Annotated in this window: 22 protein-coding genes and 1 tRNA gene; 16 read left to right on the forward strand and 7 right to left on the reverse strand. The window is 71.5% G+C overall.

Annotated features, from left to right (window positions below):
* Positions 1-316 precede the first annotated feature (316 nt).
* Positions 317-493, reverse strand: coding sequence for a DUF397 domain-containing protein (locus tag ACYVOM_RS03620; RefSeq protein WP_460301751.1), 177 nt, complete (start codon positions 491-493; stop codon positions 317-319).
* Positions 483-1,304, reverse strand: a complete 822-nt coding sequence (locus ACYVOM_RS03625) for a DUF5753 domain-containing protein (RefSeq protein ID WP_460301752.1) — start codon at positions 1,302-1,304, stop codon at positions 483-485. Before ACYVOM_RS03625 ends, ACYVOM_RS03620 begins: the two co-directional genes overlap by 11 nt.
* Positions 1,305-1,417: 113 nt before the next feature.
* Here ACYVOM_RS03625 and ACYVOM_RS03630 point away from each other — a divergent pair, with 113 nt between their 5' ends.
* From ACYVOM_RS03630 to ACYVOM_RS03640, 3 genes are all read left to right on the forward strand, one after another.
* The gene (locus ACYVOM_RS03630; protein WP_460301753.1) at positions 1,418-1,891 is read left to right on the forward strand and encodes a hypothetical protein; all 474 of its coding nucleotides are present in this window, start codon (positions 1,418-1,420) and stop codon (positions 1,889-1,891) included.
* Positions 1,888-2,145 (forward strand): hypothetical protein, encoded by a 258-nt coding sequence (locus tag ACYVOM_RS03635; protein WP_460301754.1) that lies wholly within the window; start codon positions 1,888-1,890, stop codon positions 2,143-2,145. The genes ACYVOM_RS03630 and ACYVOM_RS03635 overlap by 4 nt, the downstream gene beginning before the upstream one ends.
* A gap of 216 nt (positions 2,146-2,361) precedes the next feature.
* Positions 2,362-2,847, forward strand: a complete 486-nt coding sequence (locus ACYVOM_RS03640) for a hypothetical protein (RefSeq protein ID WP_460301755.1) — start codon at positions 2,362-2,364, stop codon at positions 2,845-2,847.
* Positions 2,848-2,922: 75 nt separating this feature from the next.
* On the opposite strand, the gene ACYVOM_RS03645 is transcribed toward ACYVOM_RS03640, so the two are convergent.
* Complete coding sequence (locus tag ACYVOM_RS03645; protein ID WP_460301756.1) at positions 2,923-4,029, reverse strand: SPFH domain-containing protein; 1,107 nt, start codon at positions 4,027-4,029, stop codon at positions 2,923-2,925.
* A 732-nt stretch (positions 4,030-4,761) separates the two neighbouring features.
* Between ACYVOM_RS03645 and ACYVOM_RS03650 the strand changes: the two genes are divergently transcribed.
* Positions 4,762-5,130: a DoxX family protein gene (locus tag ACYVOM_RS03650; protein ID WP_460301757.1), complete on the forward strand. Its 369-nt coding sequence runs from the start codon at positions 4,762-4,764 to the stop codon at positions 5,128-5,130.
* A gap of 5 nt (positions 5,131-5,135) precedes the next feature.
* Here the strand turns inward: ACYVOM_RS03650 and ACYVOM_RS03655 are convergent, their stop codons facing one another.
* Positions 5,136-5,720: a TetR/AcrR family transcriptional regulator gene (locus tag ACYVOM_RS03655; RefSeq protein ID WP_460301758.1), complete on the reverse strand. Its 585-nt coding sequence runs from the start codon at positions 5,718-5,720 to the stop codon at positions 5,136-5,138.
* A 75-nt stretch (positions 5,721-5,795) separates the two neighbouring features.
* Here ACYVOM_RS03655 and ACYVOM_RS03660 point away from each other — a divergent pair, with 75 nt between their 5' ends.
* Both ACYVOM_RS03660 and ACYVOM_RS03665 read left to right on the forward strand, forming a co-directional pair.
* Complete coding sequence (locus ACYVOM_RS03660; protein ID WP_460301759.1) at positions 5,796-6,251, forward strand: nitroreductase/quinone reductase family protein; 456 nt, start codon at positions 5,796-5,798, stop codon at positions 6,249-6,251.
* A gap of 172 nt (positions 6,252-6,423) precedes the next feature.
* Positions 6,424-6,930, forward strand: coding sequence for a DM13 domain-containing protein (locus ACYVOM_RS03665; protein WP_460301760.1), 507 nt, complete (start codon positions 6,424-6,426; stop codon positions 6,928-6,930).
* 22 nt (positions 6,931-6,952) lie between these two features.
* Here ACYVOM_RS03665 and ACYVOM_RS03670 read toward each other — a convergent pair whose 3' ends face one another.
* On the reverse strand, positions 6,953-8,059 hold the full coding sequence (locus tag ACYVOM_RS03670; protein ID WP_460301761.1) for a sulfite oxidase: 1,107 nt from the start codon (positions 8,057-8,059) through the stop codon (positions 6,953-6,955).
* A gap of 350 nt (positions 8,060-8,409) precedes the next feature.
* On the opposite strand from ACYVOM_RS03670, the gene ACYVOM_RS03675 reads away from it, so the two are divergent.
* Together ACYVOM_RS03675 and ACYVOM_RS03680 are read left to right on the forward strand one after the other, a co-directional pair.
* Complete coding sequence (locus tag ACYVOM_RS03675) at positions 8,410-8,547, forward strand: hypothetical protein (RefSeq protein WP_460301762.1); 138 nt, start codon at positions 8,410-8,412, stop codon at positions 8,545-8,547.
* A gap of 59 nt (positions 8,548-8,606) precedes the next feature.
* Positions 8,607-8,680 (forward strand) — tRNA-Met (locus tag ACYVOM_RS03680).
* A 67-nt stretch (positions 8,681-8,747) separates the two neighbouring features.
* Here ACYVOM_RS03680 and ACYVOM_RS03685 read toward each other — a convergent pair.
* On the reverse strand, positions 8,748-10,229 hold the full coding sequence (locus tag ACYVOM_RS03685; protein ID WP_460301763.1) for an aldehyde dehydrogenase family protein: 1,482 nt from the start codon (positions 10,227-10,229) through the stop codon (positions 8,748-8,750).
* 192 nt (positions 10,230-10,421) lie between these two features.
* Between ACYVOM_RS03685 and ACYVOM_RS03690 the strand changes: the two genes are divergently transcribed.
* Positions 10,422-12,530 (forward strand): MMPL family transporter, encoded by a 2,109-nt coding sequence (locus tag ACYVOM_RS03690; RefSeq protein ID WP_460301764.1) that lies wholly within the window; start codon positions 10,422-10,424, stop codon positions 12,528-12,530.
* Here ACYVOM_RS03690 and ACYVOM_RS03695 read toward each other — a convergent pair.
* A complete protein-coding gene (locus ACYVOM_RS03695; protein WP_460301765.1) occupies positions 12,513-15,395 on the reverse strand; it encodes an AfsR/SARP family transcriptional regulator in 2,883 nt (960 codons plus the stop codon). The two genes, ACYVOM_RS03690 and ACYVOM_RS03695, sit on opposite strands and share 18 nt — an antisense overlap.
* A gap of 185 nt (positions 15,396-15,580) precedes the next feature.
* Here ACYVOM_RS03695 and ACYVOM_RS03700 point away from each other — a divergent pair, with 185 nt between their 5' ends.
* From ACYVOM_RS03700 to ACYVOM_RS03730, 7 genes are read left to right on the forward strand one after another with little or no spacing between them, the layout of a single operon-like run.
* The gene (locus ACYVOM_RS03700; protein WP_460301766.1) at positions 15,581-16,468 is read left to right on the forward strand and encodes a diiron oxygenase; all 888 of its coding nucleotides are present in this window, start codon (positions 15,581-15,583) and stop codon (positions 16,466-16,468) included.
* Complete coding sequence (locus tag ACYVOM_RS03705; RefSeq protein ID WP_460301767.1) at positions 16,455-16,721, forward strand: hypothetical protein; 267 nt, start codon at positions 16,455-16,457, stop codon at positions 16,719-16,721. The genes ACYVOM_RS03700 and ACYVOM_RS03705 overlap by 14 nt, the downstream gene beginning before the upstream one ends.
* The gene (locus ACYVOM_RS03710; RefSeq protein WP_460301768.1) at positions 16,718-17,587 is read left to right on the forward strand and encodes an aminoacyl--tRNA ligase-related protein; all 870 of its coding nucleotides are present in this window, start codon (positions 16,718-16,720) and stop codon (positions 17,585-17,587) included. Before ACYVOM_RS03705 ends, ACYVOM_RS03710 begins: the two co-directional genes overlap by 4 nt.
* Entirely contained in the window at positions 17,584-18,573 is a 990-nt protein-coding gene (locus ACYVOM_RS03715; RefSeq protein ID WP_460301769.1) for an NAD(P)H-dependent flavin oxidoreductase, read from the forward strand. Before ACYVOM_RS03710 ends, ACYVOM_RS03715 begins: the two co-directional genes overlap by 4 nt.
* On the forward strand, positions 18,570-19,625 hold the full coding sequence (locus ACYVOM_RS03720; RefSeq protein ID WP_460301770.1) for an SDR family oxidoreductase: 1,056 nt from the start codon (positions 18,570-18,572) through the stop codon (positions 19,623-19,625). The genes ACYVOM_RS03715 and ACYVOM_RS03720 overlap by 4 nt, the downstream gene beginning before the upstream one ends.
* The gene (locus ACYVOM_RS03725; protein WP_460301771.1) at positions 19,622-20,107 is read left to right on the forward strand and encodes an SRPBCC family protein; all 486 of its coding nucleotides are present in this window, start codon (positions 19,622-19,624) and stop codon (positions 20,105-20,107) included. The genes ACYVOM_RS03720 and ACYVOM_RS03725 overlap by 4 nt, the downstream gene beginning before the upstream one ends.
* Positions 20,104-21,018, forward strand: coding sequence for a beta-ketoacyl-[acyl-carrier-protein] synthase family protein (locus ACYVOM_RS03730; protein WP_460301772.1), 915 nt, complete (start codon positions 20,104-20,106; stop codon positions 21,016-21,018). Before ACYVOM_RS03725 ends, ACYVOM_RS03730 begins: the two co-directional genes overlap by 4 nt.
* Positions 21,019-21,028 lie beyond the last annotated feature (10 nt).

The following is a 21,028-nucleotide window of genomic DNA, read 5'->3' on the forward strand; positions in this document are numbered from 1 at the left end:
GCAGCCTTGGCGTTCATCGACACCCACTCCCGTCCCGATGCGGGCGGAAGCCTCTGCCGCGCATCTCTCGGCGCCGCGATCTGAAATCGAGACGTTGGCCGTCCTCATCGAGCCGAGGTGACCGGTTCGTGGGTCGCGTCCAGGTGAAGCAAGGAGACGAGGATGTTCGGGGAGTTCGAAGTCTTAGAGCGCGGGTGCCCAGTGTGCACCCGCGTCGCCCACTTCCGTGCACCGGCCGTTCTTGCCGACGCGGTGGTGAATCTACTCCGGTGGTACCGGCGAGACCTGAAGAGGTCATGAATCTTCTGGCCTCGCCTCATTCGGATTTCAGGGCGGAGAGGAAGGCGCGGTAGGCGGTAAGGCCGAGCGTGAGAACGGGGCCGGTCGGGTTCTTGCTGTCTCGGAGGAGGCGGTGGGTGGGGGTGAACGAGGCCTCCACGCAGTCGGTGTTGTCTCCCTGACTGTGGCTGCTCTTGAACCAGTCACGCTCCATCGTCGGCCTCCAAGGTTGCGGTGATGATCTCTCGGGAGAGCTGTTCGGGTAGTGCCTTCGCACCGATCTGCCGGTAGCGCAGGGCGAAGCCTTCGACCTCGGTTCGGTCAGCGGTCAGTCGGCCTCCGCCTGTGGTCTCGGTGTAGGCGAAGCGCCTGCCCTCGACGTCCAGCACCTTGAAAGACGAGGATAGGCCGGGGTGCCAACCCGCCGAAAGAGGGACTATTCGGATGCTGATGTTGCGCCGCTCCGAGAGGTCGATCAGCCATTCGAGCTGTGGCTTCATCACGTTCCAGCCGCCGATACGGCGGTCAAGGATGGACTCGTCCAGCAGCGCCCACACACGCGGCGGGTCTTTTCGGCTGAGGATCCGCTGCCGCTCCATACGCTTCAGCAGCTGTGCTTCGAGCGCGAGCGACCCCACCTCGATGAGGATGGCGCGGGCATAGGCCTCGGTTTGGAACAGGCCAGGAACCTGGCCTAGTTCAGCGAGACTGATCTGTGACGCTTTGCGCTCTTTGTCCAGGTGTTCGGCGAACCAGTCTTCAGCCTCTCGGCTCCGGCATTGCTGGAGGAGCCATTGGAAGTGGCCGGGCAGCGCGTAGAACTCGTCCAGCGCCTTTGCATGGCGTTCCTGCAGGTTCCAGCCCTCGCGGGCGTACTCGTAGTTCGAGACAGCAGTGCGCAGGCAATCCATCACGGGGGCTAGATCCGCGAGTGACAGGCCCCGCTGTTCACGGAAGAACCGCAGGTCATGAGCGATTTTGTGCTTGATCGAAGCGGACGGATCCAAGCCGGGGACCGGAGGCACGACTCCTCCTCGCTGTCTCGAGATTCTCGATTAGACAGGAGAATTCTAGGTTCGTTGAGTTATCCATGTCCTACGGAAAGTGAAATCCGAATCGATGCGCTGAGGGGGCGAAGGTGACGACGCTGCGAGACGACGAAGCACTCGGGCAGTTGCGGGAGGAGTACCCCGGGTGGTGGTTCTTTCGGTCGCGGACGCGGGATGGGCGGGTGGGGAGCGACTGGGTGGCGACCCGGTGCGATCGGCGTCCCGGGTTCGATCCGACGGTGATCCGGAGGGCGCCCGGTGAGCTGCGGGAGGCGCTGGACGAGCAGATCCGGCGGGCTCGTGGGCCGGTCGCGCCTGACGTCGCGGAGGTCGCGATGCTCGACCTGGCCGGATGGGACGTCGCGCTGGAGGGAGGGCTCCTCCTGGCCGGGTCGCGGCGGACTTTCACGCTCTACCAGCGGATGGCCGGCGTCCAGGACCACGCCGAGGCGCGGACCGTCGAGGAGTTGCACGTGCTGTGCCACGCCTACGACGCGCTCGCTGAGGGGCTCGTCCGCGCCGAAGCCGTCCGGCGGGCTTGGTTCGAGGCGGGCCGCCCGTGAACCGCCTCGCGCACACGCCCAGCGTCATCGAAGCCCTGGCCTTTCTCCGCCTGCGGTTCCCCGCCACCACTTTCTGGTTCGGCAACGCCACCCGGAGCTTCTGGGCCCTCACCGAAACCGGACTCGTCGAGGCGCCCACCCCGGTCGCACTCGTCCAAGCACTTCAGCGCACCTTCCCCGGCCGCGCCGCCGCCCCGGTCACGCAGTTCCGTCCCCACACTCACCTTCCTCAGCGGCGCTCGGCCGCGGCCTGACGGCCGGGATCCCACGCCCGCCTCCGACTCCCCCACGTCATCCACCCAACTCTCTGGATCGAGGCCGTTGAAGGCGTCGTGGGCGGCGCGGAAGGGGTGTCCCGGGTGCTTTCGGGGTGGAGGGGGACCTGGGTCACTGGGGGGTGTGGGGTGGCCGGTTGTAGGTTCCGGGCCGGAGGCGAGGGGGCGCTCTCGCCGGGTGTGGAGGGAGCTGGCGTGTCGGTGACCGTGGCCGTGGTGATGGCGGCGTTCCTGACGTTCGCGACCATGCCCACCCTGCAGTATGCGGTGCTGTGGACGGTCAGGCTTCACGACCGGGTCGTGCTGCTGACGCGGGGCGTGAAGGCGCGGGGCTCCGTTCAGGAGCGCGGGAAGACCCTTCAGGCGGATGGGGACCGTCGCTTATACGGCTACTGGACGAAGATCGGCTACCCCGTTCCGAGCGGCGAGACCCTGACGCTGCAGCGGGGCGACGCCCCCGCGCCCGGCGAGGAGGACGGGGCGGGCAAGCACGGTGCGGCGCGCGTCCCGGACGAGGTCGTGGTGATCTTCGATCCGAAGAAGCCCGCCCGCGCCGCTCTGGACACCGACCGCTTGCGCCTCCCGCTCCACGCCGCCATGTCCGTCCTCTTGCTCACCCTCCTGTCCTGCGAAGTCATCGCCTGGTACGTCACCTTGTCCCCCCTCCGAGCCGCCTCCTAGCGCGGGGGCTGCGGAGGATGCCGGGAGCCTCGGAGGCGGATCGGTTCGGCCCCCGCAGGACGGGGAGGGCGCAGGTCAGGCGGGGAGTTGGGGCTTGTCGTCCTTGTCGATGTTCTTCTTGACGGTGTCCAGGATGGCGAGGCCCTGGCCGACCAGGCCGGCGGCGACCTCGCTCAGGCCGTCGGCGCCGTTGAGGATGTTGACGTTGGCGCCGTCGAGGCCTGCGGCGGCCTTTTCGACGATGAGGGGGAGTTGTTCGATGAGCATGCGGTCGAGGGAGACGCGGTCGTAGGAGGCCGCGGCGGCGGCCTGGATGCGCATGCGCTCGGCCTCGGCCTCGGCGAGGATGCGGATGCGTTCGGCGTCGGCCTCGGCGGGGCGGACGATCTCGCTCACGAGTTCCTGCTGGCGGAGTTCGGCGGCGCGCTGGGCCAGTTCGGTCTGGGCCATCAGGACCTCTTGCTGGGCGTTGGCCTGCGCCAGCGGGCCGGCCTGGGCGGACTCGGCCTGGGCCCGGTCCACCTCGGCCTTGTACTGGGCCTTGACGATCGCGGTCTGCCGCGCGTACTCGGCCTGGTTGCGCTCGGACTCCTGGGCGGCCTCGGCCGACTGCTGCGCGGCCTGCGCCTGGGCGATCTCGGCCTGCCGCTGGATCGCCGCGACGTGCGGGGCGGCCATCGCGTCGATGTAGCCCGCGCCCATGTCGTCGATCGACTGGATCTGGAGCGAGTCGATCACCAGCCCGATCTTCGCCATCTCGGGGGTGGCCGTGTCGAGGACGGCGATCGCGAGCTTCTGCCGCTCGGTGACGATCTCCTCGACGGTCATCGAGCCGACGATCGCCCGCAGGTGGCCGGAGAAGATCCGGCCGGTGAGCACCGCCATCTGCGCCTGGTCGGACAGGAAGCGCTGGCCGGCGTTGACGATGCTCTCCAGGTCGTTGCCGACCTTGAAGGCGATGATCGCCTTGACCTTCAGCGAGATGCCCTGGCGGGTCACGCACGTGTCGGCGACCTCCGCCTCGTGCATCGACAGCGACAGGAACTCGACCTTGCGGAACACCGGGACCACGAAGGCCCCGTGCCCGATGATCACGCGGAAGGGGGCGCCGTACTTCTCCGAGGTCTTGCCGCCCGAGATGAGCATGGCCTCGTCGGGCAGGGGGACTCGCCAACCGAACATTCAGACGTCCTTCCTCGGGGCAGCCCGAGACTCAAGAGGGGTGAACCGCTCGGACGGGTCAGAGTCCGTCCAATGGGTCAGACCATTCCATGACGTCAACGGTTCTGCCCCCGCGCGAATTGAACACCAGAACTTTCGTCCCGGTCGGCAGCGGCTCCTCCGACCACGCGAGGAACGTCTCGGTTCCACCGCGGATCTTCAACAGGACCTCGCCCGGCCCTGCGGCGCCGCGGGTCCCGATCGTCAGTACGCCCTCGTGCCCGACCGCCGATGTCCCCGGCACTCCGATCACCCCTCCCGCGTCCCTTTTCGCCGGAACGCTACCGGGAACCGCCCGGCAGCTCCCGCCCCGCAGGAAGGGGGCTTGCCTGGCATCCGGCCGAGAGCGGCCCGACGCGCGACGGCGGGCCGCCCCCTCTCGTCGCCGCGATCGGCACCGGTTCACAGGGCGATGGGGCCGAGGGCCGCGGCGGTTTCGGCGAGGGCGCGCAGAGCCGGGGTGTCGGTGTCGGAACGCCAGGTCAGGGCCCATTCGAGGGGCGGGGCGTCGGGGAGGGGGAGGAAGGCGATGCCGGGTGGGGTGGTGTAGCGGGCGGCGATCTCCCCGCCCGGACGGCGCGATGCGGTGGCCGCACGGCGAGCACGTCTACGAGGTCCGGTACCTCGACTCCACGCCGCTCCCCGGCTCTTCCCTCTCCCCGGCTTAGCCCCGTCCCGGATCAGGAGCACCTCATGGACCTCGCACTGTGGATCGCCGCCGGGCTGCTCGCCCTGGTCGCCCTCGCCGGCGGCATCACCAAGACCTTCATTCCCAAGGAGAGGCTCGCCGCGCAGCACGGCGGCGAGTGGACCCGCGACGCCGGCGCCGGGTTCGTCAGGACCCTCGGCGTCCTCGAACTCCTCGCGGCGGCCGGCCTCATCCTGCCCGAAGCGCTCGACGTCGCCCCCGTCATGGTGCCGGTGACCGCGCTCTGCTGGATCGCGCTGATGGTCGGCGCGATGGTCACCCACGGGCGGCTCGGCCAGCCCAGGCTCGTGCTGCTGAACTCCGGCTACCTGCTGATCGCGGTCTTCATCGCGGCGGGACGCCTCGCGGCCTGAGCAGCTCACCTCGGCTCGTCGGGGGTCAGGGCGGCGGAGAGGGTGCGGAGGCACATGGCGTGGAGTTCGGCGCGGGAGACGCCCTGGGTCTCGGCCCATTCGGTGCAGGCGCCGCGGACGAACATGAGCCAGCCGTGCAGCGCCGTCGCCGCCGAGGCGCGGGGGCGGCCCTCCAGGCCCGCCGCGTCGAGCATGCGCCGGCGTATCTCGGCGAGTTCGCCGGAGATGATCTGCTGGATCAGGGGGTCCCCGGACAGCGGTCCTCGGTTGACGGCGAGGGCCGCGTGCCGGTTGCGGACGAAGTAGTCGATGTGGGCGTCGAGCGCCTGCGCTATCTGCTCCTCCGGCGACAGGTCGGGGTCGGGTTCGGACGCGGCGAGGAGGCCGTCGCTGTCCCGTTGGAAGATCTCCGCGAAGAAGTCCCGCTTGCTGGGGAAATAGCGGTACATCAGTGCGCGCGAGACCCCTGCCCGCTCCGCGACGCCCTCCATGAGAACCGCCTCGTACGGCAGCTCGGCGAACATCTCCGCGCCGATGGCCAGGAGTTGCGCACGCCGGTCCGCGGGGGCCAGCCGTCGTCGTTCACCCACGAACCCAGCTTAGTTGACGCGTGTGCAGTAGTGCGCTTCACTTACTGCACACATGTTGAACAAGGAGTCGGGCAGATGACCAACGCCACGGTCCCGCGCTACGTCAACACCCTCGTCCGGGCGCTCCTGCGCTCCCCCGCCCACCGCCTGCTGAGCCGCAACACGATGCTGCTCACCTACACCGGCCGCAAGACGGGCACGCCCTACACCGTCGCCGTCAGCTATGTCCGCGACGGAGACACCCTCATCTGCTACACCGACAGCGCCTGGTGGAAGAACCTCCGCGGGGGCGCTCCGGTCACCGTCGTCCTGGCGGGGCGCACGTTCCACGGCACGGCCGAGCCCGTCGCCCTGGAACCGGCCGACGCCGTCGCCTCCCTTGAAGCGTTCCTTCACCGCACGCCCCGGGACGCCAAGTACCACGGCCTCCGCCGGAACCCGGACGGCACCTACGACCCCGCCGCCCTCGCGGACGCGGCCCGGACCAGCACCCTGATCCGGATCGGCCTCACCGCGTCGCCCTTTGCTTGAAGGATCGCCGCGTCGTCTTGCCGGCGGTAGCGCGGGACGGTCGCCGTCCACTTCCCTTGTCCGCGCGACCGGCTTTCGGGAAGGCTTCGGGGACGGCTCTCCGTCGCGTTGAATGGCCGGGAGCATCGGATCCTCGTGGAAGGGACGCCTGTTGGGACTTCGCAGAGGGAAAGTGCTGATACCGGTCGCCGTTGTCGGGGCGGTGCTGGTGGTGGGCGGTCTGCTGGTGTTCGAGCCCTGGAAACTCTGGGTCGACGAGACGGTGCGGGAGACGGTCCCCTCCACCGCGCCCACCTCGACGCCCGGGCCCACCGCGGCGGCCGGGCCGGTCACCGTCGCGGAGGGGTCGTTCATCAGCCACGAGCACGCCACCCAGGGCGAGGCGAAAGTCATCCGGCTCGCGGACGGCACGTACACGTTGCGTCTTGAGGGGCTGGAGACGAGCAACGGGCCGGACCTGCACGTCTGGCTCAGCGACGCGCCGGTGAAAAAGGGCACGGCCGGCTGGGGCGTCTTCGACGACGGCAAGCACGTGGACCTGTCCGAGCTGAAAGGCAACCGGGGCGACCAGAACTACCCGATCCCCGCGGACGTCGACTGGTCGGCCTATCCCAGCGTCAGCATCTGGTGCGACCGCTTCTACGTGTCCTTCGGCGCGGCCGCCCTCAGCGCCGTCTAGCCCGACCTCACGCGGTACCGGCTCATCCAGGCGGCGCGCACACCACAGGCACGCGGTGGGGGGCGTTGTTGGCGAAGCCGCCGAGGTTCCAGGGTGGGGCCGACGGCTGGGGGCCGTCGAAGTCGGACGCGCGCACGGCGATGACGTGGTCGCCTGGAGCGGCCGTCCAGGGGAAGGTCCAGGAGCGCCAGGCCCAGGGGTGGGCGGGGTCGGCGGGGGTGAGGGCGGCGGGGTGCCATACGACGCCGTCGTCGGTGCTGACCTCGACGCCCACCACAGCGGAGCGGCCCGACCAGGCGCGGCCGCGGAGCGTCATCGGGCCGGGGCGGACGATGCGGGTGCGGGACATGAAGTCGGGGAAGCCGGGGGGTTCCAGGAGCGCGCGGGGCTGGATCCTCGTGACGGGGACGCCTTCCTCGTCCGCCTCCTGGCGTAGGCGGTAGGCGGTGGTCTGCTGGAAGCCGTCGAAGGGACCCGCGATGGCTCGGATGCGGCGTAGCCATTTCACGTGGGCCATGCCGTACCAGCCGGGGACGACGAGGCGGAGCGGGCCGCCGTGCTGGGGAGGCAGGGGCACGCCGTTCATCGCGTAGGCCAGGAGGACTTCCGGGCGGGTGGCCTCCGCGAAAGGGAGACTCCGTTCGTAGTCCTGCTCCACGCCGCGTTCCAGGCCGTGGTCCGCGCCGCTGAAGACGAGTTCCGCCGCCGTGTCGTCCAGGCCTGCCGCGTCCAGGACGAGCCGCAGGGGCACCCCCGTCCAGTCGGCCGTCCCGACCGCCTCGACCAGCCACGGCTGGCTGACCGGCCGGGGAAGCAGCCGCGCCCTGCCGTTCCCCGCGCACTCCATCGTCACCCGGACGGTCTCCGCCGGAAAGCCCCGCAGCGTCTCCAGGTCGAATCGCACGGGCCCGCGGGCCCCGTCGACCTCCAGGCGCCATTCCTCGGCGGCGCCGAAAGGGATGTCGTAGTGGGTCAGCAGGTAGTGCAGGCCCACTGGGGTGACGTCGTAGCGGAGCGCCTCAAGCGGCATGCCGTGGTTGCGCGCCGCCAGAGCCAGCTCGTCGGCGCCGATCCCCTCGTCCGGCGCGGCGACCCGCCCCGGAAGGCTGATCCTCTCCGCACCTTCCATTCCTTCGACCTACCCGTCCGACGCCATCGGTGCTTCCGGGCAACGCAAGGCTTCGCGAGATCCTCACCGCCCGGACGGTCAAGACGCCCGCACAAGCCCCTCAGGACGGCACGGGCGCGAACGAGGCGCGTGGTCTTCGTTACACCGCTCAGAGCCCCTGCCCGGCGTTCGCCGGGACGGTCTGCCGTCCCCGCTCGGAGACTGGCCAGGTCACCGCGGATCTCCGGCGCGCGAGCCGGCCGCCCCTCCCCCGCGGGCGGGGCCGAGCGTGACACGGGCCACGCTTTCCGGTCCCACACAATAAGAACGAAGCCAGTCAATCCGCCCTCGACCTACGAGAGAAGGACATCGTGTCGGGCTCGATCCTCTCCCAGGCCGCTTTCCTCGCCATACCGGTCATCCTGCTGCCCATCCTGATCGTGGCGTTCTACTTCAACGACTCGCCCGGTCAGCCCGAGGGCGGCGACCGCTGGCGCCGCCGCTACTGACGCCGCGGCCCCGACTGGTCCGAAGCGCGTCAGATCACCGGTAGAGTAGTGATTACCGACGCGGGGTGGAGCAGCTCGGTAGCTCGCTGGGCTCATAACCCAGAGGTCGCAGGTTCAAATCCTGTCCCCGCTACAAAAGAACGAAGGCCTGGCGCGTACCTCGCGCCAGGCCTTTCGTCGTTTCCGCGCCCGAGACGGCCTCAGTGGCGGCCGTGCAGGAGCCGGACCAGGCTCAGGGACCGGGCGAAGTCGGCGGGGGTGCGGTCGAAGGACAGGAGTTTCAGCGGCAGGGCGAAGCGCTGGCGGGTGATGGACTTGGCGCGGGAGAACTCGCGGAGGCCGTCGGGGCCGTGGATGCGGCCGAATCCGGACTCGCCCACACCGCCGAACGGCAGCGCGCCGATGGAGGCGAACGCGGCGAACGAGTTGATGCTGACGGCGCCGACGTGCAGGCGGCGGGCGAGATCCAGGCCGCGGCGGCCGGTGAAGACCGTGGCGGCCAGACCGTAGGGCGTGTCGTTGGCCTTGGCGACGCCCTCGTCGAGGTCGCGGACCTTCTCGATGGTGAGGGTCGGCCCGAACGTCTCCTCCCGGACGGCCAGCGAGTCCGGTGCCGGGTCGACGAGCACGACCGGGCCCGCATAGGGGGCCTTGACCGAGTCGACGCCGCCGACCAGGGCCCGCGCTCCCTTCGCGATGGCGTCCGCGATGTGCCGTTCGATGATCTCCAACTGGCCCGGCATGGTGATCGGGCCGAACGACGCGCCCGGACCCGAGCCGGGGGTGAGCCTGGCGGCCTTCTCCACGACCTTGCGCACGAACTCCCCGTAGACCTTCTCGTGCACGTAGACGCGCTCGACCCCGACGCAGGTCTGGCCCGCGTTGGCCATCGCGCCGAAGACCGCCTGGTCGGCCGCGGTCTCCAGGTCGGCGTCGTCGTCGACGAGGAAGGCGTCCTTGCCGCCTCCCTCGATGACGACGGGGGTCAGCGTCTCGGCGCAGGCGGCCATCACCCGCTTGGCGGTCGGCGGCGACCCGGTGAAGGCGATCTTGTCGACGCCCGAGCGGCACAGCGCCGCGCCCGTCGCGCCGAGTCCGGTGACGACCTGGAAGACGGGCTGCTCGGGCACCACCGAGGAGAAGATCTCGGCGAGCAGCGCCCCCGTGCCCGGCGTGTACTCCGACGGCTTGAACACGATCGCGTTGCCGGCGGCGAGCGCGTACGTGATGGAGCCCATCGGCGTGTAGACGGGGTAGTTCCACGGCCCGATCACGCCGACGACGCCGAGCGGCTGGTACTCCAGGACGCATTTCTGGTTGATCGCCATCAGGCCGGGATGGACGGTGCGCGGCCCGAGGATCTTCGCGGCGTTCCTGGCCGCCCAGTCGAGGTGTCCGACGGCCATGACGACCTCGGTCTGCGCGTCCTCGATGGTCTTGCCGGTCTCCCGGTGCACGACCTCGGCGATCCGGTCCATCGCACGGACCAGCGCGCCCTTGTAGGCGAGGAGCCGTCGGCGGCGCTCCGCGGGGGCGAGACCGCCCCACCACCGGGCCGCGGTCCCGGCCAGCGCGACGACCCGCTGGACCGCGGCCTCGTCGTGGATCGGGTGTTCGGCGACGACCTCGCCGGTGGCGGGGTCGAGCGACTGGAACGTCGAGTCCGCCGTCGCGGTGGACATGGGGACCTCCCGGGGGGTGGGCTGGAACTGCGGGTCTGCGGTAGTCAAGCAAGGCGTCCGCCGTAGGGCCAGGGCCGCGGAGGCCGCCTGCACCGGGCCTGGACCGCGCCTGAACCCGGCGGGAACCGGCCCTGAACCGGCGCGGGCAAGGGTGTACGCCGCCCCTGCGTCGACCCTGTGGAGGGACCCCTCGTGTTCGGTTTCCTGGACCGGCTGGCCCGCCGGCGTCCGCGTCGCGGCCTGGCGCTCGGCGCCCTGCTCCTTCTGCTGGGACTGGCGTCGGCAGGGGTGGTCTACCCCCGGCTCACCGCGTCCCTCGCCGACTACGACGATCCGGGCTCGCCGGTCGTCGCCGCGCAGGAGTCGGTGCGCGAGGCGACGGGCGCCGACCCCGAGCAGGGCTATGTGGTCGTCGTCCGGTCGGACTCTCCGCTGGACGCCGCGGCCGCCCCTCCGCCCGTCGTGGTCAAGGTCCGTGAGCTGCTGCGCGAGCGCCCGGAGGTCACCGGGGTCCTCGACTACACGACCGCCAAGGACCCGTCGTTCATCTCCCGGGACGGCAGGTCGACCTATCTGGTCGCGGGCGTCGGCGAGGTGACGGAGAAGGACGCCGTCGCCGAGCTGCGCGAGGCCGTCGAGGCCGATCCCGAGCTGCGGGACGCGGTCCTGCTCGGCGGGCCGACCGTGGCGAACGTGGAGACCGCGGAGATCTCCACCGAGGACCTCGGCAAGGCCGAGGGGCTCGCGATCCCGCTGCTGCTGATCGGGCTGCTCATCGTGTTCCGGGGCTTCGTCGCGGCGGGTGTGCCGCTGCTGGGCGCGGTCTTCACGATCGTGGTGACGTTCGCGGGCCTCGCCGCGGCGATGGCCTTCACTTCGGTCTCGGTGTTCGCGATGAACCTCGTGACGTCGCTCGGGATGGGTCTCGCGATCGACTTCAGCCTGCTGATGGTGACGCGGTTCAGGCTGGAGCTGGCGGGCGGCGCGAGCCCGCAGGACGCCTCCGGGCGCACCCTGGCGACGGCGGGCCGGACGGTCCTGTTCAGCGCGGCGCTCGTCGCGTCGGCCATGGCGTCCCTGCTGGTCTTCCCGCAGAAGTTCATCTTCTCGATCGGTCTCGCGGGAGTGCTGGTGACGCTGGCGGCGGCGCTGTTCGCGCTGCTGGTGCTGCCGTCGCTGCTGCGGCTGCTCGGGCACCGCGTCAACGCGCTCGCGCCGAAGGCCTGGCACCGGAACCGGGAGGCCACGGGGGCCCGCTGGTACCGGCTGGCGCACGCCGTGATGCGGCGGCCCGTGCTCGTCGCGCTCGCCGTGACCGCCGTCCTGCTGGCGGCGGGAGCGCCGTTCACCCGGGTCTCCTTCGGCGGGTTCGACGCCGCCGCGCTGCCCGCGGAGTCGAGTTCGGCGCAGGTGTTCGGCGCGCTGCGGCAGGACTTCGCGCACGCCTCGTCCAGCCCCGCCACCCTGCTGGTCGCCACCGACGACGGCGCCGCGATGGCCCCGTACGCGCAGACGTTGCGCGGCGTCCCCGCGGTCGCGTCGGTGGCTCCGCCCGCGCAGTTGGGCGACGGCCTGTGGAAGGTCGACGTCCGGCTCGCAGACGAGCCGCTGACCTCCGAGGCGAGGGACACCGTCGAGGCGCTGACGGCCCTGCCTGCGCCCGGCGAGGTGAGCGCCGTCGGGGAGACCGCGCGGTTCGCCGCGCTCCTGGACAGCCTGAAGCAGCGGCTGCCCTGGGCGCTCGGCATCCTGTTCGCGCTCGGCTGGATCCTGCTCTTCGCGATGACGGGCTCGGTGATCCTGCCGCTGAAGACGTTCGTCATCAACGTGCTGAGCGTCTGCGCCACGTTCGGGATCCTCGTCCCGGTCTTCCAGTGGGGCTGGTTCGGCTTCGAGCGGGTCGGCAACCTCGAGGTCACCACGCTGATCCTGGCGGGGGTGCTGGTCTTCGCCCTGGCCACCGACTACGGCGTGTTCCTGCTGCACCGCATCAAGGAGGAGCGCGACGGCGGCCTGCCGGACCGCGAGGCGGTCGCGGTGGGCCTGCGGCGCACCGGCCCGGTCGTGTCGGCGGCGGCGCTGCTGATGTTCATCCCGTTCATCGTGCTGTGCATGGGCCGGATCGCGGCAGTGCGGGAGCTCGGCCTCGCCGCGGCCCTGACGATCCTCATCGACGCGACGGTCATCCGCGGTGCGCTCGTGCCCGCGCTGATGGCGCTGCTCGGCAAGTGGAACTGGTGGGCCCCCGGCCGCAAGGAGGCGCCGCGCGTCGAGGTCGAAGGCTCAAAGCTGCCTGTCTGACGGCTCGGTGGCCAGGAACTCCGGCAGCAGCCGGGCGATCTCCCCTGGCTTGTCGGCGACCAGGAGCACATCGTCGGCCCCGAGCAGGCGCAGCTCCCGCAGGATGTCCAGGGCCCGCAGGCGTTCGGCGTGCGCCTCGTCCGCCCGGCCCTGGGCCTCCCGCACCTGGCCGATTCCCCAGAAGCAGCGGGCCTCCTGGTAGCGGTCCTGGCTCTGCCCGAGGAGCGCCAGCGCCTCGGTGAAGTAGCGCAGGGCCTCCTCGAAGCGGCCGCAGCGGGCGTGGACGACGGCGCGGATGCCGCAGGCGATGCCGCGCATGCGGGGCTCGTCGAGGTCCTGGACGAGGGCCATCCCCGTCGCGTTCACGGTGAGCGCCTCGTCGTACAGGCCGCGCTGCTGGAGTTGGTTGCTGAGGAACAGCAGGGCCAGGGCGTGGCCGAGCCTGTCGTCGAGCGTCTCGTAGAGGGCCACGCTCTCGCGGCAGTACGTCATGGCCCGGTCGACGTCGCCCGCGGTGAGATAGGTGTAGGCCAGGTAGGTAAGGGTGAGCGCCTGCCCTTCCCTGTCGTCGATCAGCGCCCAGAGCTCCAGGGCCGCCTCCAGCCGGACGACCGCCTGCTTGGACCGGCCCAGGCCGTTGGCGGCGTGCCCCGCGCAGGTCAGCGCGAGGGCGAGGGCGCGCTGGTCGCCTGCCTCGCCCGCGATCCGCCGCGCGTGCTCGGCCAGCGCCTCGAGGTCGGTGAACCAGCCGTGCATCTCGCAGGTGTACATGAGCGCCGCGGCGAGCCCGACGGTCACCCCGTTGGCCGGGGACGGCAGTTCCGAGGCGCGTCGTGCGGCGGCCAGGAGGTTGTCGCGTTCGGCGCGGATCCAGGTGACGGACGCGCTGCGGCCAGCGAAGGCGCGGCCGGAATGGGTCAGCTCCGCCCCGCCCGGGGCCGCGTCGGGGCCGAACTCCAGGCGGCGCGCGAGACCCGGGCTGAGGGTGAGGACCGCGTTGCGGACGGTCCCGAGCTGGTAGTGCAGCACCCGTTCGACGACCTGCGTGCGCTCGGCCTCGCCCACCGGGGCCTGCTCCTGGGCGTAGAGGCGGACGAGGTCGTGGAGGGTGTAGCGGTCGGGGGCGGGGCAGTCCAGCAGTTGGGCTTCCACGAGCCTTTCCAGCGCCCGCTCCGCCCGCGCGGTCGGCCAGCCGGGCAGGACCGCGGCGGTGGAGGCGGTGATGTCGGTCCCGAACCACAGTCCCAGGTGGGCGAACAGCGTCGCCGCGTCGCCGCCGCGCGGATGCCTGCGCAGGTAGTCGTAGCCCGCCGCGATGCTCGTGCGCACGGCGAGGTCGGCGTCCTCCAGCTCGTCGAGCCGGTGCCGCTCGTCGGTCAGCCGGGCGGCGAACGACGCCAGGGGCTGCACCGGATTGGCCAGCAGCCGCGCGCCGACGATCCGGATCGCCAGGGGCAGCCGATCGCACAGCTCCACGATGCGGCGGGCCGAGGAGTGCTCCCGGCCGACGCGGTCGGCGCCGATGGTGTGGCCGAGCAGTTCGACGGCGGCCGGCTCGCTCAGCGGCCCGATCCGCAGCGCCTTGGTGATCTCGGGGCCGTTGAGCGGGCGGCGGCTCGTCACGATGACGGCGCAGCCGGGCCCGTTGGGCAGCAGGCTCGTGACCTGGGCGAGGTCGGCGGCGTCTTCGAGGACCAGCAGCAGGCGCCGGTCGTGGGTGAGCGAGCGGAACATCCCGGCCGCCTCGCCCTCGCCCTGCGGCGGGTTGGCCGCGCCGAGCGTCTGGAGCAGGCGCTGCAGGACCTCCAGCGGCCCCCGGGCGGCGACGCCCGGGGTGGTGGCGTGCAGGTTGATGTAGAGGCGGCCGTCGGGGAAGTACTCCGACACGCGGTGCGCCGCGTGCACGGCGAGGGCCGACTTGCCCGTCCCGCCCGGCCCGTGCAGGGCGACGACCGGGCAGCCTCCGGAGATGAGGGACGCGCCGATGCCGGCCAGTTCCGCGTCCCGGCCGGTCAGCGCGATGTCGCGGGGCAGCTCGTTCGGCGCCCCGGCGGCGGGGCCGGACGGCGTTGAGGGTGCGGTCTGCGGGCGCGGCGCGGGCGGCGCGTCCGCGGCCAGGGCCGGGTCCTGGGCGAGAATCCGCTGTTCCAGCGCCTGCATCTCCGGGCCGGGGTCGAGGCCGAACTCCTCGATGAGGACGCGCCGCGCGTCCCGGTAGGTCTGGAGCGCGTCGGCCTGCCTGCCGCACCGGTACAGGGCCAGCATCAGCTGATTCCAGAACCGCTCCCGGACGGGGTGGCGGCGGCTCAGCGCGGTGAGCTCAGGGATCACCAGAGGGTGGTGGCCCTGGGCGAGGTCGGCGTCGATGCGCGCCTCGACCGCCTCCAGCCGCTGCTCCTCAAGGCGCATGGCCTCGTCGTGGATCAGGTCGATGGCGGTGTGGTCCTGGTAGGCGGGGCCGCGCCACAGCCCTTCGGCCTCCCGCAGCATCTCGCCCTGGTCGGCGACGCGGCCGTGCCGGGCCGCGCCGTCGGCCTCGGTGACGAGGGCGGCGAAGCGGGTGGCGTCGAGCTCGTCCGGCTCGACCAGCAGCGTGTAGCCGCTGATGCCGCGGTGGATGCGGTCGGAGTCGCCGAGGAGCCTGCGCAGCTCGTGGATCCTGCCCTGGAGCACCTTGCCCGCGGTGCGCGGCGGCGTCCCCTGCCACAGCCCGTCGATCAGCGCGTCGGTGGAGATCTGGCCCCCGGGCCGGATCGTGAGCATCGCCAGGAGGTCCGCGACGCGCGGCGGCGCCGGGCGGACCGACCCGTCCACGGTGACCCGCAAGGAACCCAGCACGTCGATCCGCAGCGCAGGTCGCGCCATCTCGCCTCTTCCTTCGGAAAACCCCGTGTTCAGACCGTGACAGCACCGGTCCTGAACCTCCCCAGAACCCCTCCAAAACCAGCCTAACCGAGACTTTCGACGCGCCAAGAGGGGCGGTGCCTTCACCGCATTGCCTTTCGCGGACAGAACGACATAACTCAGACAGAGAAAGGCCGAAATCCAGGATGCGCGTCAAGGAAGAGCCGGTCTTCGCGGAGATGGTCGAACGCCTCTCCGCCAAATCCCGGCACGACCACTACAACCCGTACACCCGTTTCGCCTGGCCCGACCGCCTCGACGACGACTCCTGGTGGATGAGCCCCGAGCACCTCACCGTCCACGGCACCGACCTGGTAGACGACGAGAACGTGCTCAAGGCGCTCGCCCGGCGGGAAACGGTCAACTTCTTCAGCCTGCACGTGCACGGCATCCGCGAACTCATGATCGAGGTCTCGCGCCGCATCCACACGCCGCGGTTCGGCGCGTTCTCCGAATACCTGCACCACTTCATCGGCGAGGAGAACGCGCACATGTGGTTCTTCGCCGAGTTCTGCGGCCGATACGCGGGCGGCATCTACCCCGACACCGCGACTCCGTATCACCGCGCGGAGTTCGAGCGGGAATGGGAGGACGTCGTGGTCTTCGCCCGCATCCTCATCTTCGAGGAGATCTTCGACTACTACAACAGCCGGATGGGCAAGGACGGCAGGCTGCCGGAGATCCTCCAGGAACTGCACGCCGTCCACCACCACGACGAAAGCAGGCACGTCGCCTTCGGCAAGCAGTTCCTCGGGCACCTCTACGCGCACGCCCTGGAGCGGCACGGAGCCGACCGGGCCTCGGAGATCGAGGCCTACATCAAGGCCTACATGGCCTACTCCGTCCGCAGCCTCTACAACCCGTACGCCTACCGCGACGCGGGGGTCCCCCAGCCGCTGGAGGTCCGCCGCCAGGCCATGGCCCACCCCGTCCGCGCCGAGGTGCACCGCAAGGTGATGACCAGGATCGACCGGTTCTTCGTGGGCGCCGGCATCTTCGGCACGTCGTGGGGAGGCCAGGGTGTCACTGCCTGACCAGCGCACCGAGGCGGGCATGGAGCGCGTCATCGCCTTCCTCCGCGGGCGCAACGACGCCTTCGACGCGGCCGACTGGGACCAGGACCTCATCGAGGGACGCGTCCTGGACTCCCTCGGCTTCGTGGAGTTCCTCTTCCTGCTCGAAGAGCTCACCGGCGAGCGCGTCGACCCCGAGCGGATCGACGTCGCCAACTTCCGGACCCTGAACCAGATCAACGCGGCCTTCCTGGCCGGAAAGGCGGCATCGTGACCTCGTCCTCGGCGCTCTCCCGGCTCCTCCCGCCCACCCGCGTCCAAGACGGACTGGCCACCTTCGGCGGCCCCGCCGTCAGGCTCCGCGACGCGCTCGACGCGGTCTTCACCGGCTGGGCCGACCGCGCGGAGGCCGAACGGGTGCTCTGCCCGCCGCTGGCCACCGCGGCCGACCTGGCGAGCTTCGACTACTTCGTCAACTTCCCGCACCTCGCGCTGGCCGCCGCGCCCGTCGACACCTCCGACCTCGCCGCACTGCCGACCCAGGACGCCGACGCCTCGCTGAGCCCCGACCGGCTCGGCGCCACCGGACTCCTGCTGCCGTCCGCCGCCTGCTACAACCTGTACGCCGTGCTGCGCGGCGCCCGCCTGGACCGGACGGCGAAGGCCACCACGATCGCGCAGTGCTTCCGCCGGGAGAAGGAGTACCGGGGGCTGCGGCGCCTGCACGGCTTCACCATGCGGGAGATCGTCGCGATCGGCCGGCCCGAGGACGTCCAGGACCACCTGGCCCGGCACAAGACCCTGATCCTTGAGCTCTCCGACCACCTGGGCCTCGGCCTGGCCACCGAGGTCGCCACCGACCCCTTCTTCGACCCCGACGGCTCCCGCGCGGTGATGCAGCGGCTGTTCCCCGTCAAGGAGGAGTTCGTCACCGCCGACGGCGTCGCGATCGCGTCGGTCAACTACCACCGCAACTTCTTCGGCGAGCGGGCCGACCTGCGGGTCGCGGGCGAGACCGCGCACACGGCCTGCGTCGCCTTCGGCGTCGAACGCTGGCTGCACGCGCTGGAGATCCGGTTCGCCGGCGACTGGGACGCCGCCCGCGAGGCCGTCGAGGCGTTCCCCGGAGCGCGCCCATGACGGCGGCCGTGCGGGCGCGAGAGCGCGATCTCACCGGCCTCGGTCTGGACCGGGGCGTCATGCTCGCCGGAATGGGCGGCGTCGCCGGACCCCGGCTGGCCGCGGCCGTCGACAAGGCGGGCGGGCTGGGGGTCGTCGGGGCCTACAAGGCGACCGGGGCCGACCTGCACGCGCTGCTCGCCCCGCTGACCGACCTGACCGACGGCCCCGCAGGGGTCGGCCTGGTGCCGGAGGCCGCCGGGGCGCGGATCCTCGACGCGCAGGTCGAGCAGATCCTGGCGACGACGCCCCGGCGCGTCCTGATCAGCAGCTTCGGGCCGTTCCCGGTGGCCCTCGCCGCAAGGGTCCTGGCGGCCGGACGGCGGCTGGTCGTCCAGGTGGGCAACGCAGCGGACGCGGACGCCGCCCTGGAAGGCGGAGCGCACGCGGTCGTCCTGCAAGGCGCGGGTGCGGGCGGGCGACTGCTGGGCGACGAGCCTCTGCCCGCCCTGCTGCGCGCTGTCCGCGCCCGGCGTCCCGACGCGGTGCTGCTGGCGGCCGGCGGCCTCGCCACCGCCGAAGCCATCGCGGCCGCCGTGGAGGCGGGGGCCGACGGGGTGTGCGGCGGGACCGCCTTCATCGCCGCCGAGGAGTCCGACGCCCACCCGCTCTACCAGCGGCGCGTGATCGGCGCGGACGCGGCCGACACCGTCGTCACCGACGCCTTCCGCTTCGGCTGGCCCGGACGGCGGCACCGCGTCCTGCGCAGCGCCGTCACCGACGCCCCCGAGCGGTTCTCCAATGCCCCCATCGGCTTCACCACCGTGGGCCGCCTCCGCCATCCCGTCTTCCGGTTCTCCTCGGCCGCGCCCACCCGGCGCACCCGGGGCCGGATCGACCAGATGGCGATGTACGCGGGCACGTCCTGCGCCCGGGTCGGCCGCGTCCGGCCCGCCGCCGAGATCGTCGACGACCTGAGCCGAGCCCGCGAGGAGGCCGTGAAGTGACCGGACCAATGAGACCCGTCCTGCTGACCGGCGGATCCGGGGTCGTGGGGGCGGCGCTGCGCCGCGTCCTGCGCGAGGACGAGTACATCGCGCTCGTGCGCTCCCGGCCGCTGCCCGGCGCGCGGACCGTGCGCGGCGACGTGCGCGCCGAGCGCCTCGGGCTCTCCGCCGCGGACTACGACGACCTCGCCGGGCGGATCGGCGGCGTCGTGCACTGCGCGGCCGACACCAGGCTCAACAGCCCCGTGGAGGAACTGGCGAAGACCAATCTCGTCGGAACCCGGAACCTGATGGACCTCGCCACCCGCGCGGGCGTCCCCTTCCACTACGTGAGCACCGCCTTCGTGCACGCCCTGGAGACTCCCGGAGGGCGGCCGATGCCCTACGCCGAGTCGAAGCGGGCCGCGGAGGCCGAGGTGCGCGCCCTGGGATCGGGGTACACGATCCTGCGTCCCTCGATCGTCGCCGGAGACGCGCTGACCGGCGAGATCAGCGAGTACCAGGGCCTGCACCGCACCTGCGGCGCCATCCTCCAGGGCCTCTTCCCCGCGTTCCCCGCCGAACGCGGCAGCCTCGTCGACTTCGTCCCGCAGGACCTGGCCGCCCGGGTGATCGCGGCCGCGGCGCGCGGTGAGATCCCCGACCGCGCGGAGGTCTGGATCACCGCCGGAGAGAGCGCCATCACCTTCGAGCGGCTCGTGGACGTGCTCGCCGAGCTCGGCGAGGCGATCGGCCGGCCCATCGACCGGCCGCGGGTCGTCCCGCTGGAGATGTACGAGCGGCTGATCAAGCCCGTGTTCCTGCCCGGCATCCCCCCGAAGCTCCGGCACCTGGTCACCGGCATCTTCGAGCACGTCGCCCCCTACCTGTCCTCCCCCGTCCCGTTCCCCTCCAGCGCCGCGATCCTCGACGCGCACGGCGGGGTCGGCGACACCTCCGCCGTCCTGCGCACGACGGCCGAGTACTGGGTCCGGGACACCGGCCACGCCCTGGCGGAGCCCCTCAGCCTCGCCGAACTCATGCAGAACACCAAGGAAGGGACCCCGGTATGAAGCACTTCATGCTCCGGACGCTCGTGCCCGGCCTCGCCCCTGACGACGTCTTCGCCCGGGTGTCGAGGTTCGAGGAGTTCTCGACGCACACCGACGTCATCCGCCGCATGGAGGTGAAGACCGACGGCGAAGGGCGGCCGACGTCCTTCTGGGAGGTCCGCTTCTACGAGGGCATCATGCGCTGGACGCAGGCCGACTCCCCCGACCCCGGCACGCGGACCATCGCCTTCGAGCAGCTCGAAGGCGACCTCGACTCCTTCCACGGCTCCTGGCGGGTGGAGCAGGCCGGCGCGGACTCCGTGGTGGTCTTCGAATCGGCCTTCGACCTGGGCATGCCGTCGGTCGCCGAACTGCTCGACCCGATCGCGATAGAGGCGTTCGAGCACACGATGACGGCCATCCTCGGCGGCCTGTTCGGCGCCGGGGTCTCCTTCACCGTCCTCGTCGACGGCCGCGAGCAGACCGCGGAGGCGATCCGATGAGCGAACTCATCACCGCGCACATGCACGCCGCCGCCTGGGCGTTCGGCGACAAGGACGTCTGGCCCGGCGACGGACCGGAGCCGTCGGCGGCCGAGCGGGAGCGCCTCGCCAACGAGAAGATCTCGGGCTTCTACCGGACCACCGAGACGCCCTGGGAGATCGCCGCCCGCAGCGCCGCCGAGACGCTGGCACGGGCCGCGAAGCTCCCCGACCTCGTCCTGTACGCGTGCGAGTCGATCGACGACCGGGTGGACCTGCGCCGCGACCCGGACAAGTTCGCCGAGGCGATCGGCCTCGACACCGTCCCGCTGATGCTGGTCACCGCCAACGTGTGCGCCAACTTCGGCGCGCTCCTGCGGGTCGCCCGGGGCCACATCGCCACCGGAGACGCCCGCGACGTCCTCATCGTCACCACCGACGTGTGGGGCGAGGGCTCCCGGCTCATCGACGCGGGCACCTGCCTCATGAGCGACGCCGCCGCCTCCGCGATGGTGTCGGCGGAGGCACCCGCCGAAGGCTGGCGCGTCGGCCCCGTCGTCCAGGCCACCGACCACACCATGCACTCCCTCGACCCTGCCGAGAACTCCATCGCGATGGTGCGCGGCACCGTCGGCGGCATCCAGCGCGCGACCGAGGGGTTCTTCACGCCCGGTCCGGGCGGCTCGCGGGACGACTACCCGCACATCGTCGTCGGTAACGTCGGCACGACCGTGCTGCGCCTGCTCGCCGCGGGCGGACGGCTCGACCTCGGCCGGTTCGTCACCCGCACCGAGCTCAACGGCCACTGCTTCGCCGCCGACCTCTTCGTCAACCTCGCCGAGATCGAGCACGAGGTCCCCTCGGGGGGCAAGGTGCTCGGCTTGTCCACCGGACACAACTACTGGACCTGCGTCGCCTTCGAGCGGATCTGAGAGGGGCTGC

Source organism: Actinocorallia aurea (assembly GCF_054783995.1).